The 14,892-nt window shown below is 71.1% G+C and carries 16 protein-coding genes; 4 read left to right on the top strand and 12 right to left on the bottom strand.

Annotated elements, in window-relative coordinates; all coding sequences use genetic code 11:
• Positions 1-20: 20 nt before the first annotated feature.
• Positions 21-1,022 (top strand): OmpA family protein, encoded by a 1,002-nt coding sequence (locus tag VIS07_22350; protein HEY8518263.1) that lies wholly within the window; start codon positions 21-23, stop codon positions 1,020-1,022.
• A 259-nt stretch (positions 1,023-1,281) separates the two neighbouring features.
• A complete protein-coding gene (locus VIS07_22345) occupies positions 1,282-1,878 on the top strand; it encodes a CDP-alcohol phosphatidyltransferase family protein (protein ID HEY8518262.1) in 597 nt (198 codons plus the stop codon).
• 6 nt (positions 1,879-1,884) lie between these two features.
• Here the strand turns inward: VIS07_22345 and VIS07_22340 are convergent, their stop codons facing one another.
• The 9 genes from VIS07_22340 to VIS07_22300 form a co-directional block, all read right to left on the bottom strand.
• Positions 1,885-2,661, bottom strand: a complete 777-nt coding sequence (locus VIS07_22340; protein HEY8518261.1) for a 4Fe-4S dicluster domain-containing protein — start codon at positions 2,659-2,661, stop codon at positions 1,885-1,887.
• Positions 2,662-2,668: 7 nt separating this feature from the next.
• Positions 2,669-4,192 carry a hydrogenase gene (locus VIS07_22335; GenBank protein HEY8518260.1) on the bottom strand — a complete coding sequence of 508 codons (1,524 nt, stop codon included), beginning with the start codon at positions 4,190-4,192 and terminating at the stop codon, positions 2,669-2,671.
• Complete coding sequence (locus tag VIS07_22330; GenBank protein ID HEY8518259.1) at positions 4,189-5,622, bottom strand: proton-conducting transporter membrane subunit; 1,434 nt, start codon at positions 5,620-5,622, stop codon at positions 4,189-4,191. The genes VIS07_22335 and VIS07_22330 overlap by 4 nt, the downstream gene beginning before the upstream one ends.
• Positions 5,623-5,625: 3 nt before the next feature.
• Positions 5,626-6,267 (bottom strand): hydrogenase, encoded by a 642-nt coding sequence (locus VIS07_22325; protein ID HEY8518258.1) that lies wholly within the window; start codon positions 6,265-6,267, stop codon positions 5,626-5,628.
• 9 nt (positions 6,268-6,276) lie between these two features.
• Complete coding sequence (locus VIS07_22320) at positions 6,277-7,185, bottom strand: NADH-quinone oxidoreductase subunit H (GenBank protein HEY8518257.1); 909 nt, start codon at positions 7,183-7,185, stop codon at positions 6,277-6,279.
• A complete protein-coding gene (locus tag VIS07_22315; GenBank protein HEY8518256.1) occupies positions 7,182-9,161 on the bottom strand; it encodes a proton-conducting transporter membrane subunit in 1,980 nt (659 codons plus the stop codon). The genes VIS07_22320 and VIS07_22315 overlap by 4 nt, the downstream gene beginning before the upstream one ends.
• 4 nt (positions 9,162-9,165) lie before the next feature.
• Complete coding sequence (locus VIS07_22310) at positions 9,166-9,849, bottom strand: PTS sugar transporter subunit IIA (protein ID HEY8518255.1); 684 nt, start codon at positions 9,847-9,849, stop codon at positions 9,166-9,168.
• Between the two features lie 21 nt (positions 9,850-9,870).
• Entirely contained in the window at positions 9,871-10,326 is a 456-nt protein-coding gene (locus VIS07_22305; GenBank protein HEY8518254.1) for a metalloregulator ArsR/SmtB family transcription factor, read from the bottom strand.
• A 137-nt stretch (positions 10,327-10,463) separates the two neighbouring features.
• The gene (locus tag VIS07_22300; GenBank protein HEY8518253.1) at positions 10,464-11,531 is read right to left on the bottom strand and encodes an amidohydrolase family protein; all 1,068 of its coding nucleotides are present in this window, start codon (positions 11,529-11,531) and stop codon (positions 10,464-10,466) included.
• 107 nt (positions 11,532-11,638) lie between these two features.
• Here VIS07_22300 and VIS07_22295 point away from each other — a divergent pair, with 107 nt between their 5' ends.
• Positions 11,639-12,724: an amidohydrolase family protein gene (locus VIS07_22295; GenBank protein ID HEY8518252.1), complete on the top strand. Its 1,086-nt coding sequence runs from the start codon at positions 11,639-11,641 to the stop codon at positions 12,722-12,724.
• On the opposite strand, the gene VIS07_22290 is transcribed toward VIS07_22295, so the two are convergent.
• Positions 12,708-12,998 (bottom strand): putative quinol monooxygenase, encoded by a 291-nt coding sequence (locus tag VIS07_22290; protein ID HEY8518251.1) that lies wholly within the window; start codon positions 12,996-12,998, stop codon positions 12,708-12,710. The genes VIS07_22295 and VIS07_22290 overlap by 17 nt on opposite strands.
• A 115-nt stretch (positions 12,999-13,113) precedes the next feature.
• On the opposite strand from VIS07_22290, the gene VIS07_22285 reads away from it, so the two are divergent.
• On the top strand, positions 13,114-13,530 hold the full coding sequence (locus tag VIS07_22285; GenBank protein ID HEY8518250.1) for a DUF4079 family protein: 417 nt from the start codon (positions 13,114-13,116) through the stop codon (positions 13,528-13,530).
• Here VIS07_22285 and rnhA read toward each other — a convergent pair.
• Positions 13,510-13,962, bottom strand: a complete 453-nt coding sequence (rnhA, locus tag VIS07_22280; GenBank protein HEY8518249.1) for a ribonuclease HI — start codon at positions 13,960-13,962, stop codon at positions 13,510-13,512. The two genes, VIS07_22285 and rnhA, sit on opposite strands and share 21 nt — an antisense overlap.
• Before the next feature lie 27 nt (positions 13,963-13,989).
• Positions 13,990-14,847 carry a chlorite dismutase family protein gene (locus VIS07_22275; GenBank protein ID HEY8518248.1) on the bottom strand — a complete coding sequence of 286 codons (858 nt, stop codon included), beginning with the start codon at positions 14,845-14,847 and terminating at the stop codon, positions 13,990-13,992.
• Between the last annotated feature and the right edge of the window lie 45 nt (positions 14,848-14,892).

Here is a 14,892-nt window from a genome sequence, read left to right as displayed (position 1 = left end):
CGACTCGGGGAGGGGGAGTCATGAAATTCTTCCTGCAGGGAGTCAGGTCGACGGTGGCGCTGATCGCGCTCGCGCTGCTCGCAACACCGGGCACCGCACGCGGCGACGGTGCAGAGGCTGGGGGGTATTTCGGCGCGGGATTCCCGATCGGGCACTACAACGACACCGCCGACATCGGCGGCGTGATCGGCGCCCAGGGCGGGTACCGCTGGCAGCTGACCGAGAACGGCGCGATCTCGCTGATCGGCGGCCCGCAGTTCACGCTGCTCCCTTCCGAGAGCTGTCCTTCGGGGCCGCTCGTGACGAGCTGCGACGACAGCGACGACATCACGAGCACGTGGTCGTTCACCGCCGGTCCGAAGTTCACCATCACCGGTGAGAAGGCCGAGCTCTCGGTGGCGCTGCTCGGCGGCTACTTCGACGACATCAGCGGACCGCTCGACGAGGATGGCGGCGGTCTCGCGGTGCACGCCGTGCTCGGCGGCAACGTCGGCGCCGGCATCAACGTCGGCGTGTTCGTGCGCTTCGAGGAGGTCTTCCTGCGGCCGTCCGCGGCGCGCGACAACGACCGCGACGACCGCCAGATGGTGATGTCGGGCATCCAGGTGAACTGGCACTTCGAGCCCGAGCCGGTCGAGGCTCCTCCGCCCCCGCCGCCGCCTCCGCCGCCCGCGCCGGTGACCAAGCGCAAGATCATCCTGCGCGGCGTCCACTTCGACTTCGACAAGTCGAACATTCGTCCGGACGCGCGGCCGATCCTCGACGAGGCGATCCGCGTGCTGAAGGAGGAGCCCGACATCCGCGTGCGGATCGAGGGCCACACCGACTCGATCGGCACGGAGCAGTACAACCTGCGGCTGTCGCAGCGTCGCGCCGACGCCGTGCGCCGCTACCTGATCGACGGCGGCATCGCGGCGAGCCGGCTCGAGGCGGTCGGCAAGGGCGAGAGCCAGCCGGTCGCGAGCAACGACACGGCCGACGGCCGCGCGCAGAACCGCCGCGCCGAGCTGATCGTCCTCTGACGGAGATCCGAGCCCGCTTCGTCGACCCCGTGCGCCAAGCGCACGGGCGGCGAGCGGCGTAGTCGACCTGCGGGCGACGGCGGAGGTGACGCCGTCGCCCGCAGCGTTTTTCGGTCGCGCGCGCTTCCGCCGGTCGCTCGTCGGTCCGACGGTCGCGCGCGGCCACGCGCCACGCGCTCGCGCCTTCGCCATGCCGCGCGGAGTGTGGCATGGAGCCACCTGCGTGGAGCGCCCCGACAACAAGCCCCGCCACTTCTCGATGATCCGCGACTTCTCGCTCGCGGATCTGATCACGCTGTCGAACGGCTTCGCCGGCACCGGCTCGATCTTGGCGACGCTGCAGTACATGGACACGCGCGACCACCGCATCCTGTGGCTCGCGTTCGCGCTGCCGCCGATCGCGATGCTGCTCGACTTCCTCGACGGCCGCGTCGCGCGCTGGCGCCACCGCTCGTCGCCGCTCGGCCGCGAGCTCGACTCGCTCGCCGACCTGATCTCGTTCGGCGTCGCGCCGGCGGTGCTGGGCTTCGCGGTCGGCCTGCGCGGCGCCTGGGACGCGGTGGTGCTGGTCTACTTCGTGAGCTGCGGCCTGTCGCGCCTCGCGCGCTACAACGTGACCGCGGAGGCGCTCGCCGACGAGAGCGGCAAGGTCAAGTACTACGAGGGCACGCCGATCCCCACGAGCGTCGTGCTGGTCGCGCTGCTCGCCGTGCTGACCTGGCTCGGCCGCATCGACGACGCGCTGCCGCTCGGCCGCCTCCGCATCCTGGGCGGCACGTTCCACCCGCTGGTGCTGCTGTACGCGGTGAGCGGCAGCGCCATGATCTCGAAGACGCTGCGCATCCCGAAGCCGTGAGCGCGCTCAGGCGCGCCGACGGCCTTCCTCGAGACGCCCGAGGAGGCCGAGCAGCCCGTCGAGGATCGTGTACGGATGCGGCGGGCAGCCGGGGATGTAGAGGTCGACCGGCACCACCGAGCTCGCGCCGTCGTGCGCCTCGGGATGACCGACGTACGGACCGCCCGAGATCGCGCACGCGCCGGTCGCGATCACGATCTTCGGCGGCGGCACCGCGGCGTAGGTCTTCTCGAGCGCGAGCTTCATGTTGTCGGTGACGGGGCCGGTGATCAGCAGGCCGTCGGCGTGGCGCGGCGAGGCGACGTACTGGATGCCGAAGCGTGCGAGATCGAAGACCACGGTGCCGAGCACGTTGACCTCCGCCTCACAGCCGTTGCAGCCGCCGGCGCTCACCACGCGCAGCTTGAGCGAGCGTCCGAAGAGCTTGCGCATGCGCTCGTCGAGCGCCTTCGCGCGCGGCTCGAACGCCCCGCGCACGACGAGGTCCTCGCGGCGACGCACGGCGAGACGGTGCTCGCGCGTGTAGGCGATCGCGCCCTCGGGGCAGGCCTGCGCGCAATCGACGCAGAACAGGCACCGTCCGAGGTCGACCTGCAGCGCGCCCGCGTCCGCGGCGATCGCGTCCGTCGGGCACGCTTCGACGCACGCGCGGCAGCCGTCCGCGCACTTGCTCGCGTCGAGCAGCGGCGCGCCGCGGAAGCGCTCCGGCAGCGTCGGAGGCTCGGCGGGATAGCGCGCCGTGCGGTGGCCCTGGCGCAGCCGGGTGGCGAGGAGGTCGAGCATCGTCAATCTAAAGGTCGTGTCCGCAGTAGGACAGGTTGAAGCTCTTGTTGCAGAGCGGGAAGTCGGAGATCTGCTGGCCGCGCAGCGCCATCGAAAGCGCGCTCCAGTTGTGGAACGACGGGTCGACGACCTCGTAGGCCGCGAAGCGTCCCTGCGCGTCGGTCAGCGCGACGTGGCAGATCTCGCCCCGCCACCCTTCCACCAGCGACACACAGAAGGCGTCGGGACGCAGCGCGGACGGCGCGACGCGCGCGACCCCGCTGCGCAGCGTCCGCAGCTGCGTGCGCACGAACTCCACCGAGCGCTCGATCTCGAGCCAGCGCACGAAGGCGCGCGCGAACACGTCGCCCGACTCCCAGGTCGCGATCGGCAGGTGGACGAACTGGTACATGCCGGTCGGGTGCGTCGTGCGGACGTCACGGCGCAGCCCGCAGGCGCGCGCCGCGAGACCGACGAGCCCGAGCTCGCGCGCGACCTCGGCGTCGACACGTCCGGTGGTCTCGAAGCGTCCCGTCACGGACGCCGTCTCCCACAGCAGATCCACCGCCGGGACGAGGTCGCGCCACGCGGCCTCGACGCGCTCGAGCACCTGCGCGGCGAGCGCCGCATCGACGTCGAAGCCGACGCCGCCGGAACGCACGAGGCCGCGCCCGAGGCGGCTCCCGCAGAGCAGCGCCGTCGCGTTCAGGAACTCGCCGCGCAGACGCCCGCAGTACGACGCCGTCGGCAGGAAGCCGACGTCGCCCGCGAGCGCACCCAGGTCGCCCGTGTGGTTCGCGAGCCGCTCGAGCTCGAGCGCGATCGCGCGCAGCGCGTGCGCCCGCGGCGGGACGCGCGTCTCGGCGAGCGCCTCGATCGCCTGGCAGTACGCGAGCGCGTGGCCGACGGTGGTGTCGCCGGCGAGCGTCTCCATGTAGTGGATCGTGCGCTTGTCGGGTCCGCCGACGAGCGCGCGCGCGACGCCGCGGTGCTGGTAGCCGAGCGAGACGTCGAGCTGGAAGACGTTCTCGCCGTGGCACTGGAAGCGGAAGTGTCCGGGCTCGATGACGCCCGCGTGCACCGGTCCGACCGCGACCTCGTGGATCTCCTCGCCCTCGACGCGGTGGGGCTCGATGACTCCGACGAGCGCGCGCGACGCGCCGTCCGCGCGACGGTTCCGCGAGCCGCCGTCGCCGCGCCGCGGCGGCTGGAAGCGCACCGGCTGCAGCCACGGATGGCCGACCGGGACGACGCCCCACTGCTCGGCGAGCGCGCGCTCGAAGAGGTGCGCCTGCGTGCACTCCGGAGTGAGCGCAGGGTACGCGTCCGTCGCGAGCAGGGTGCGCGCCGCCTCGAGCGTCCCTTGCTCGTCGTCGGCGAGCACGACGTAGAGCTCGAGCCCGGATCCTTCCGGCACCGCGAACAGCGCGGCGAGCCGCCTTCCGCTCGTCGTTCCGTCAATCACAGATCTGCGGAACGCGTCGAGCTCGAGGCGCGGCACCGCGTCGCGCGACGTCGCGACGCCGTTGTGCAGGACGAGCGCTGCGGTCACGACGTCCCCTCGACGAAGCGCGCCGCGTCGCGCAGCAGCGCGTCGAGCGGCGGCGGGATGTAGAGCCCGAGGACGAGCACGATCAGCAGGAGCGCGATCGCCGGGCCGACGGTCAAAGCACCGTCGCGGAACGGCGTGTCGGCGGCCGCCGGCGAGGGCTCGCCCTGCACGACCGACAGCACCGTCGCGCCCATGCCGACGAAGACGACGAACAGCAGCACCAGCAGCAGCGCCGCGACGGTCAGCAAGCCGCCGTCGACCGCGGCGCGCAGGATCGTGAGCTCGCTCAGGAACGGACCGAACGGCGGCGAGCCGGTGATCGCGAAGAAGCCGGCGACGAACAGCGCCGCCGACACCGGCACCCGCCGCAGCGCGCCCGACACGCCGACCGTCAGCTTGCTGCCGTACGCGCGGTGGATGTTGCCCGCAGAGAGAAAGAGCACGCCCTTGGTCAGCGCGTTGTTGACGAGGTGCAGCAGCGCGCCGAACACCGCAGCCCCACCGATGCCCATCCCGAGCACGAGGATGCCCATGTGCTCGACGCTCGAGTACGCGAGCATGCGCTTGAAGTCGCGCTGGCGCGCCATGAACACGCCCGCGACCGCGATCGACAGCAGCCCGATCGCCACCATGAGCTGGCGCACGAGCTCGACGCCGCCGGCCGCGGAGCAGATCTGGTAGAAGCGCAGCAGCGCGAGGAACGCGCAGCTCGTGAGACCTCCCGCGAGCAGCGCGCCGACCAGCCCCGGGCTCTCGCCGTACGCGTCCGGCTTCCAGGTGTGCATCGGCGCGAGCCCCATCTTGGTGCCGTAGCCGACGAGCAGCAGCAGGAACGCCGACTCGAGCCACGGCCGCGAGAGCTGCGGCGCCTCGCGCACCAGGTCCTCGAACAGCAGCGACGTCTCGAGGCCCTGCGAGAAGGCGGCGTAGGCGAGGAACAGCGAGCCGAGCAGCGCGAGCGCGATCCCGACCGAGCCCATCAGCAGGTACTTCCAGGTCGCCTCGAGCGAGCGCCGGTTGCGGTTGAAGTACAGCATCGGCGTCGAGACGAGCGTCGTCGCCTCGAGCGTGACCCACATGAGCCCCAGGTGGTGCGCCTCGGTCATCAGCGTCGTGGTGCCGAGAAACGCGAGCAGACAAGCGCAGAAAACGCGATTCGAGCGCTCCGGACGCAGCGCCAGGTAGCCCGGCGCGTAGAGCGAGCAGAAGAAGAACAGCACGCTCACCAGCGCGAGGATCAGCCGTCCCACCGGGTCGAGCAGCAGCCAGCCGTCGAACGCGCTGACGCCCGGCTGCTGGAGCACGACGAGAACCATCACCAGGTGCAGCGCGCCGCCGAGCGTCACGAGCCACGGGCGCCAGCGCTCGGACGGCAGCGCGAACGCGACGCCGGCGAGCAGCAGCGGAACGAGGAACAGCGCGAGCGCCATCCGCTACTCCCGCAGCGCGCGCAGGCGCGCGGTATCGAGCGACGAGAACTCGCGGCTGATGTGGTTGATGATGATGCCGATCACGAACACGCCGACGAGCAGGTCGAGCAGCACGCCCAGCTCGACGAGGAAGGGCATGGCGTCGAGGAGCGACAGCCCCATCACGAAGATGCCGTTCTCGAGCACGAGGTAGCCGACCACCTGGCTGATCGCCTTGCGCCGCGTGCAGACGACGATGAAGCCCGTCAGCACGGTCGCGAGCGACGTCGGGACGAGCAGCGAGCCGACGTGACCGGGCGCGAGCGGCAGCGCGCGGGCGAAGAGCAGCGCGGCGCCGGTCGCGAGCGCGCCCAGCACGAGCGAAGCGACGTAGCCGATGAGCGGCTCGATCTCGCGGCGGATCTCGGCGTCGCGCATCGCGCGCTGCAGCAGCATCGGGATGAGGAGGCCTTTGATCAGCACCGTGGCGCCGGCGACGATCGCCGTCTTGAGCCCGAGCCCGCCGTGCACCAGCACGACCAGCGCGCCGAGCACGACGCCCTGCGCGGCGGAGCGCTCGATCACCGCCTTCAGCCTGCTCGTGCCGAGGATCGCGAAGTTCAGCAGCAGGACGACAACCAGCAGGGAGTCTACGGCTTGCGTCATCTCTCGCTCTCAGCGCCCGAGCAGCACCACGCCGAATCCCGACAGCACGCAGGCCGCGACCAGCAGGCTCGGCACCTGCAGCAGCCGCAGCCGCGCCATCACCGACTCGACCACGCCGACCACCACCGCGAGGAGCACCATCCCCGCGACGAACGCCGCGACACCCGACCACGCGTCGACGCCCTCGTACGGCACCGCGATGCGCACGATGATCGCGCCCATGACGAACAGCTTGATCGCGGCGCCGTAGAGGATCATCGCGAGCGACGGTCCGCCGTGATCGAGCACCATCGCCTCGTGCACCATCGTCAGCTCGAGGTGGGTGTTCGGATCGTCGAACGGGATGCGGCTGTTCTCGGCGAGCAGCACGACCATCAGGCTCGCCACGACCGCGACCAGCGACGCCGCGCCGATCGACCAGCTCGCGACGAGCGAGTCGCCGAGCATGCCGCCGAGCGACGTCGACCCGGACGTGCGCACGAGCGCCAGCAGCCCGAGGAAGAGCGCCGGCTCCGCGAGGCACGCGAACGTCGCCTCGCGCGCGCCGCCCATCCCCTCGAACGACGAGCCGGTGTCGAGCGCCGCCGCGACGGTGAAGAACCGTCCGAGCCCGAGCAGGTAGGCGAACAGCACGAGATCGCCCTCGAACGACACGAGCGGCGCGCGTCCCGCGATCGGGACCAGCAGCGCGGCGAAGAGCGTCGTCGCGAGCCCGACCACCGGACCGGCGCGGAACACCCAGCTCGTCGTCCCGCTCAGCACGGTGTCCTTGCGCATGAGCTTGACGAGGTCGAACCAGAGCTGCAGCACCGGCGGTCCGACGCGACCTGCGAACAGCGCCTTGGTCTTGTTGATCACGCCGAGCAGCACCGGCGGCAGCAGCAGCACCACGGCGAGCTGGAGCAGCGCGTCCGTCATTGCAGCACCCAGCCGCGCAGCGCGATCCACGCGAGCCCGAGAACGACGACGACGACCACGTACAGCACGTAGACCTGCAGGATGCCGATCTGCAGCCAGCGCAGGCGCGCGAAGCGTGCGGCCCAGCGCGCGAAGAACGGCTCGTAGACCGCGCGCGTGAACGGATCCGCATAGTCCGTCGCGAACGCCATCCGCCCCGGGAAGAGCCCCGACGCCGCCGGCCGACGCGAGCGCGGACGCAGCGGCGACGGCAGCAGACGCTCGGTCAGCGTCTCGGAGAACGAGCGCGCGGTGTACTGCATGCGCGGCGTCGGCGCGGCGTAGCCGCAGTCCCAGGTGACCTCGCGCGTGATCCTTCCGCGCTGCGCCGCGAACGACACCGCACCGAGCGCCGCGACGACGAGCCACACGCCGAGGTTCGCCCGTGCGAGCGGCGCGAGCGCGGCGGACGCGCCGTCGAAGGACGCAGCGCTCGAACCGAGCAGCTGCGCCGCGCCCGGCGCCAGCAGCTCGACCACGCGTCCCGGCACGAGCGCGATCGCGACGCACGTGAGCGCCAGCAGCCACGTCGGGACGACGAGCCAGGTGGAGCCTTCGTGCGCGCGCTGCGCCGCGGCGCTGCGCGGCGCGCCGAGCAGCGTCACGCCGACGAGGCGCACGAAGCACGCCGCGGCGAGCGCGCCGACCAGCGCGAGCACCGCGATCATCAGCAGCGGCGTGACGCCGTGCGGAGCCTGTCCCGAGCCGAGCAGCGCCAGGTAGATCAGCCACTCGCCGACGAAGCCGTTCAGCGGCGGCAGCGCCGCGGCCGCGACCGCGCCGAGCAGCATCGCGGCCCCCGTGTACGGCATGACCTTCATCAGGCCACCGAGACGCTCGAGGTCCTTGGTGCCGGTCGCGTGCAGCACGCCGCCCGCCGCGAAGAACAAGAGCGACTTCATCAGCGCGTGGCTCCACAGGTGGAGCAGCCCGCCCGCGACCGCGAGCGCTGCGAGGTGTGCGTCGCCGCGCACCGCCGCCCAGTAGCCGACGCCGATCCCGAGCACGACGATGCCGACGTTCTCGATCGTCGAGTAGGCGAGCACGCGCTTGAGATCGCGCTGGTAGAGCGCGAGCGAGATGCCGACGAGCGCGCCGAGCGTGCCGAGCACGATCAGCAGAGATCCCCACCACGGCGCGGGCGGAAGGAACGTCAAGACGCGCAGGAAGCCGTACAGCCCGAGCTTGACCAGCACGCCCGACATCAGCGCCGAGACGTGCGACGGCGCCGCCGCGTGCGCCTCGGGCAGCCAGACGTGCAGCGGCACGAAGCCCGCCTTGAGGCCGAAGCCGAGCGCCGCGAGCGCGAACAGCAGCGTCGCGGTGTCGGCCGAAAACGACGCCGCAACGAACGCCGCGAAGTCGAAGCTGCCCGCCTCGCGTCCGAGCAGGAGGAAGAGCAGCAGCAGGCAGGCGACGCCCGCGTGGCCCGCGATCAGGTAGACCCAGCCCGCGCGCCGTACGTCCGCCGCCTCGTGCTCGAAGGCGACGAGCACCCAGGACGCGAGCGTCATCACCTCCCAGGCGACCAGGAACAGCACGACGCCGCGCGCGGCGACGACGAGCGCCATGCTCGCGAGCAGCACGTTCAGCGCGACGCTCGGCACCGCGAGGCGCTTGCGGCCGCGGAACGCCGTCAAGTAGTCGCGGCCGTAGACCGCCGCGAGCGCGCCGACCACGAACAGCGGCAGCAGGAAGAGCGCCGACAGCGGATCGAGCGCGAGCGCCAGCGTGCCGTACGGCACGTCCCACGGCAGCGCGAGCGGCGCGAGCTCCGCGCCGAGCAGCACGCGCACCGCCAACACGAGTCCGACGACGCAGCCTGCGACCGCACCCGCCGCGGCGACGGCGGACATGACGCGCTCCGCCCGAGCGAGCAACGACGCGACGAGCGCGCTGCCGAGCAGCAGCGCGAGCGAGACGAGAAACGGCTCCACGCGCTCAGCGCTTTCCCGGCAGCGACGCCTCGATGCGCGCCGCCTCCTGCACCAGCGCGTCCGCGTCCGCGCGCCGCGCGATCAGCGCCTTGAAGCCGTCGTCGTGCAGCGCCCACGAGAGCCGCGCGAGGAGCTGCAGGTGTCCCTCGATGGTCGGGCTGATCATCGAGAAGATCGTGTGCACCGGCTGGCCGTCGATCGCGTCGAACGGAATCGGGCGCGCGAGGTAGCACACGGTGATCGAGGCCGGCGCGCCGTTCAGCACGACGGGGTTGCGGACATGCGGGATCGCGATGCCGTTGCCGATCCCGGTCGAGCCCGCCGCCTCGCGCGCGAGCAGCACCTCGTAGAGGAACTCGCGGTCGACCGACGGCGGCAGCTCGAGCAGATTCACCACCGCGCGCAGCACCGACTCGCGGTCGTCACCGGGGACGTTTGCGTGCACGCCCCCCGCGCGCAGCGCGTCCACCAATCCCGGTGCGCTCGTGCGCGTCGCGCCCGACGGCGTGAAGGCGTCGACCGCGACCGGCATCTTGCGCCGCGTCGCCCACTCGAGCAGCTCCGCGCGGTTGAAGTGCGGCTTGTCGTGCACGAGGGAGAACGGGATCTCCTCGTCGTGGATCCAGCGGTAGATCTGCCGCTCGGAGACGCGCAGCAAGCGGGCCGCTTCGCGAACGTTCAGCTCCACAGCCACCACCTCACGGACGCGTCAAGCACGGCGGACGGCCGTTCCGGTCGCGGCGCTCGCGACCCGCTCCTCCTGCGCGAGCCCCTCGAGCATCGCGCTCGTCGCGGCGAGATCCTCCTCGAAGTAGCGGCGCATGACGTCGAGCACGTCGATCAGCAGCGGGTTTCGCAGCGAGTAGAAGACCTGATTGCCCTCCTTGCGGCTCACCGCGATGCGCTTCGCGCGCAGCACCGCGAGGTGCTGCGACGCGTTCGCCTGCTCGACCTCGAGACGCTCGAGGATCTCGCCCGCCGAGAGCTCGCCGCCGCGCAGCAGCTCGACGATCGCGACCCGCGTCGGGTGCGCCAGCGCTTGGAAGATCTCGGCCTTGAACTCGCGCAGCGCCTGGCGGAGCCGCTTGTCGTCGAGCGCCGGGCTCTTGTCGCGCCCGGCGCGCGTGCGCTGACGCGTCACCACGGCTTCGTGAATATTCGACATATCGAATATACGCAAGAGCCGTCGCGGAAACGGCGCGTCTTCCGCGACGCGCGGACGCACGGGGTCGGCGTCGCCGCACGACGTCCCCGCCCGTCGCTACGCGGCTCGCGCGCCCCTGGCCGCGTCCGGAGCGCGCCTCAGGCGAGGCCGTAGAAGCGCTTCGCGTTCTCGCCGGCGATCTTGACGCGCGCTTCGTCGGCGAGGTCGGTGCGCGTGCGAAGACTCTTGGTGCTCTCCGGCCAGTCGCCGTCCCAGTGCGGGTAGTCGCTCGCGAACATGATGAAGTCGGCGCCGAGCACGTCGACCACGCCGGGCAGGATCGGCTCCTCCGGCTCGCAGCTCACCCAAATGTTGCCGGCCTGCAGGTACTCGTGCGGGTCACGCTTCCAGCCGTTCGGGATCCAGTCGCCGCGCTTCTCGTAGTGCTCGTGCAGACGGTCGATGAAGAACGGCACCCAGCCGACGCCCGCCTCGAGGAACGCGACGCGCAGCTTCGGGTGACGATCGAATACGCCGCCGCTCACCATCGCCGTCATCGCCGTCATCTGGTCGAACGGGAAGCTGATGCAGTGCACCTGGATGTAGTTCGTGAAGCGGTCGACGCCGATCTTCGGCAGGTGGATGCCGGGCGCGCCGTGCACGCCGAGCGGCATGTCGAGCTCCTCGGCCGCGGAGTAGAAGGCGTCGAGGTCCGGATGGTCGAGGTTCCGCGTCTTGAGCGCGGGCGGGATCATGGTCGCGACGAGGCCGAGCTCCTTCGCCTCGCGCATGACGTCGATCGCGACCGCGCCGTGCTCGATCGGCGTCACCGCGACGCCGTACAGCCGTCCGCCGCTCGAGCGCACGTAGTTCGCGATCCACTGGTTGTACATGCGCGCGAAGCCGACGGCGAAGTCGCGGTTCTCGAGGCTCGGCGCGCACAGACCGAAGCTCGGGTAGAGCACCATGACGTCGATGTGGTCGCGATCGGCGTCGCGCAGCACGCTCTGCGCGGTCGAGAAGTCGATGCCTTCGGCGCGCGACAGACCGTGCTCGGGCGGACAGCCTGCACCCGGCCCCTGGTCCTCGGGGTAGTGTCGCCCCTCGATCATCAGGCTCGGACGGCCGTCGTCGCGGAACTTGATGAACTCCGGCCAGCGCTCCATCGCGGCGAGCGCGAGCGACGCCCCCTCGGCGACGTGGGCATCGGCATCGACGATCTGCATCGGCGCTTCCTCTTCTCGGGGTGTGCCCCGTCGGGTGTGACCCGTGCTACCACGGGCCTGCGAAGCAGGAAAAGCACGGCGAGCGCGAGCTCGGTGGAGGGCGCACGATGGTGATCGACATCGACGGACACGTCTTCGAGGCCGCCGACATCTGGCCGCGCTACATGCCGAAGAAGTACCACGACCGGCTGCCGCGCATCGCCAAGGACCGGCGCGGCACCGACCGCTTCGAGCTCTACGGACAGCTCTTCCCGACGCCCGAGGGCCGAGGCCAGTGGCAGCCCGAGGGCGTGACCGAGGCGATGTGCAAGCGTCCGGGCGGCGTCGACCCGCACGCGCGGCTACGCGACATGGACGCCGAGGGCATCGACGTCGCCGTGCTCTACGGCACGATGGCGCTCGGCTTCCCGCACTTCCCCGACCCCGACCTCGGGATGGCGATCATCCGCGCCTACCACGACTGGCTCGCGGACTACTGCTCCGCCGATCCCAAGCGGCTGTTCGGCGTCGCGGCGCTGCCGATGCGCGAGCACATGATCGAGCTCGCGGTCGCCGAAGCGCGGCGCTGCGTCGAGCAGCTCGGCTTCGTCGCGCTGATGATCGGCACGAACGTCGCCGGGCAGAACGCCGACCACCCGTCGTACGACCCGATCTACGAGCTCGCGCAGGAGCTCGACGTGCCGGTCGGCGTGCACGTCGGCGCGGGGCTCTGCGGCGCGGATCGCTTCACCGACCAGTACGCGCTCTCGCACGTCGTCGGCGGGCCGTTCGAGGGCATGCTCAACACGACCGCGATCCTCGGCAACGGGCTCCTCGAGCGACACCGCGCGCTGCGCATCGCGATCCTGGAGTCGGGCTGCGGCTGGCTGCCGTCGCTGCTCGACCGCATGGACGAGCACTTCGAGCACCGCCCCGACGAGTTCCGCTGCACGGTGAAGCCGTCGGAGATGGCGCGCTGCGGACGCTTCTACGTCGGCGTCGAGTCCGAGGAAGCGGAGCTCCCGGCGGCGATCCGCGCGCTCGGCGCAGAGAATCTGCTGTGGGCGAGCGACTACCCGCACTGGGACGCCGTCTTCCCCGGCGGCGTGCGCATGCTCACCGAGCGCGACGACGTCGCCGAGCCCGACAAGCTCCTCGTCCTCGAGACGAACGCGCGCCGCTTCCTCGGCGCGCGCTTCAGCCGATCGGCTTGAGCAGCTCGATCTGCGGCGCGCCGGCGAGCAGCGGACCGAGCTTGCCGAATGCCTCGAGGAAGTACGGCGTCTTGCCGTGGTGGTCGAGCGCCTCCTTGTCGGCGTAGCGCTCGACGACGACGTAGGTCGTCGGATTGACCGTGGAGCGGCACAGCTCGTAGCGCTGGCAGCCGGGCTCGTTGGCCTTCACCTTGTCCGCGAGCTCCGCGAACACCTTCTCGAACTCGTCGGTCTTGCCTTCCTGCACCGGCAGCGTCGCGATCACCGAGATCATGTCGCCTCCTTTCGGTCGATGCCGACGGCGTAGCGGACGCGCGACCTCGACGGCAAGCGACGCGCGCACGCCGCTCCGCTTGCCGACGCGCGCCGCGTAGACGACAAGGCGGGCGATGCCGCCGACCGGGACCGAGCGTCTGCTCGCCTTCCTGCACCCGATCACGGCGCTGGTCGCGCTCGCACTCCTCGCCTGGGCTGCGTCGCTCGGGCTGCGCAGCAGAGAGCGCGGCGGCGCGCCACTGCGCGAGCGTCACGCGCGGCTCGCGCCGTGGGCGTACGGCGCGATGCTCCTCAACTTCGCCTTCGGGCTCGCGTCGACCTGGCTCTGGCGCGACGATCTCGAGCTCGCCGGAGGAGCGCACTTCTGGATCGGCGTCGCGGTCGCGCTCGCGCTGACCAGCGCCGCGCTGCTGTCGCGTCGCGTCGGCGAGAGCGCCGCGGCGCGCCAAGCGCATCCACTGCTCGGCATGCTCGCGCTGCTGCTCTCCGCGCTGCAGGTGTTCTTCGGCCTAAGCCTGGTTTCGCTCTGAGAGCAGGCGGCGGATCGCGTCGTTCGCGAGCTGGTCGCAGCGCTCGTTCTGCGGATGACCGCTGTGGCCCTGCACCCAGTGCCACGACGTCTTGTGACGCGAGGCGGCGGCGTCGAGCGCGCGCCACAGCTCGACGTTCTTCACCTGCTTCTTGTCCGCCGTCACCCAGCCGCGACGCTTCCAGTTCGGAAGCCACTTGCTGACGCCGTCGATGACGTAGCGCGAGTCGCTCCACACCTCGACCTCGCACGGCTCGGTGAGCGCGCTCAGACCTTCGATCACGGCGCGCAGCTCCATCTGGTTGTTGGTCGTGCGCAGCTCGGCGCCCGACATCTCACGCACGTGGCCGTTGTACTCGAGGATCGCGGCCCAGCCGCCCGGCCCGGGATTGCCGTGGCACGAGCCGTCGGCGTAGAGAACCACGCGCTTCACGCCGCGGGCAGCCGTCCGGTGAAGCGATCAGAGACGCAGAGCGTCGCGCAGCTCCTGCGGCGCGAATCGCACGCTGATGTAGAACGGACCGAAGAGACCGTAAAGCGCGCTGCCCTCGTCGTAGCGCAGCTCGTAGACGATGTCGCGCACCGACTTGAGGTCGCGCGTGAACAGCGTCACGCCCCACTCCCAGTCGTCGAGTCCGGTCGAGCTCGTGATGAGCTGCAGCACGCGTCCCATGAAGCGTCGTCCGGCTTCGGCGTGCGAGCCCATCAGCCGCTTGCGCTCCTGGAACGACAGCGCGTACCAGTTGCGCCGCTCACCGCGCGCCTTGCTCATCGGATAGAAGCACAGCACCGGGTAGTCCGCGCCCGGCAGCTGCGGGTGCACGCGCGCTTCCGCATACGCGCTCATGCGCGCAGCGAAGGCGGCGACCTGCTTCTGGAACTCGGGCGAGTCCGGCGCGAGCCCTTCCTCGTCGATCAGCTTGCGCGCGTGGTCGCCCGCGGTCGACATGTACTCGCTCTTCTCGGAGATCGAGAGGTACGAGTAGACCGTCGACAGGCACGACCCGAGGCGCGTCGCGGCGATCTCCTGGGTCAATCGCTGGATCCGCCGCAGGTCGGGATGCACGGCCATCACCGCGAGGTCGGCCTTGCCGATGACGCCGCTCGGGATGAGCTGCAGGCCTTCCTCGGCCTGGGCGTTCTGCAGCAGCGTCGAGAACTCCTCGACCGCCCGAGCGCGATCGTCCTCGGACAGGCTCTGCCAGCGGGCGCGGTCGATGCGCTGGAAGAGGTGCAGGACCGGCCAGCCGGTGTCCTCCGCACTCGGAGCGTTCGCCGAACGCGTTGGCCTTTGCGCCGTGCCTTGGTCGACCGACATCGTGGTGCTCTCCGTTCACATCGTGTATCGGCCGCACGGGTCCCG

The organism is Candidatus Binatia bacterium (assembly GCA_036563615.1).
Lineage (GTDB): Bacteria > Desulfobacterota > Binatia > UBA12015 > UBA12015 > DATCMB01.
The sequence above is the reverse complement of the archived record's forward strand: the minus strand, read 5'-3'. Positions and strand labels throughout refer to the sequence as shown.

Coding starts and splice junctions, on each gene's coding strand:
- VIS07_22350 (HEY8518263.1), top strand. CDS start 21: ATGAAATTCTTCCTGCAGGGAGTCAGGTCGACGGTGGCGCTGATCGCG.
- VIS07_22345 (HEY8518262.1), top strand. CDS start 1,282: ATGATCCGCGACTTCTCGCTCGCGGATCTGATCACGCTGTCGAACGGC.
- VIS07_22340 (HEY8518261.1), bottom strand. CDS start 2,661: ATGCTCGACCTCCTCGCCACCCGGCTGCGCCAGGGCCACCGCACGGCG.
- VIS07_22330 (HEY8518259.1), bottom strand. CDS start 5,622: ATGGCGCTCGCGCTGTTCCTCGTTCCGCTGCTGCTCGCCGGCGTCGCG.
- VIS07_22325 (HEY8518258.1), bottom strand. CDS start 6,267: ATGACGCAAGCCGTAGACTCCCTGCTGGTTGTCGTCCTGCTGCTGAAC.
- VIS07_22320 (HEY8518257.1), bottom strand. CDS start 7,185: ATGACGGACGCGCTGCTCCAGCTCGCCGTGGTGCTGCTGCTGCCGCCG.
- VIS07_22305 (HEY8518254.1), bottom strand. CDS start 10,326: ATGTCGAATATTCACGAAGCCGTGGTGACGCGTCAGCGCACGCGCGCC.
- VIS07_22300 (HEY8518253.1), bottom strand. CDS start 11,531: ATGCAGATCGTCGATGCCGATGCCCACGTCGCCGAGGGGGCGTCGCTC.
- VIS07_22295 (HEY8518252.1), top strand. CDS start 11,639: ATGGTGATCGACATCGACGGACACGTCTTCGAGGCCGCCGACATCTGG.
- VIS07_22290 (HEY8518251.1), bottom strand. CDS start 12,998: ATGATCTCGGTGATCGCGACGCTGCCGGTGCAGGAAGGCAAGACCGAC.
- VIS07_22285 (HEY8518250.1), top strand. CDS start 13,114: ATGCCGCCGACCGGGACCGAGCGTCTGCTCGCCTTCCTGCACCCGATC.
- VIS07_22275 (HEY8518248.1), bottom strand. CDS start 14,847: ATGTCGGTCGACCAAGGCACGGCGCAAAGGCCAACGCGTTCGGCGAAC.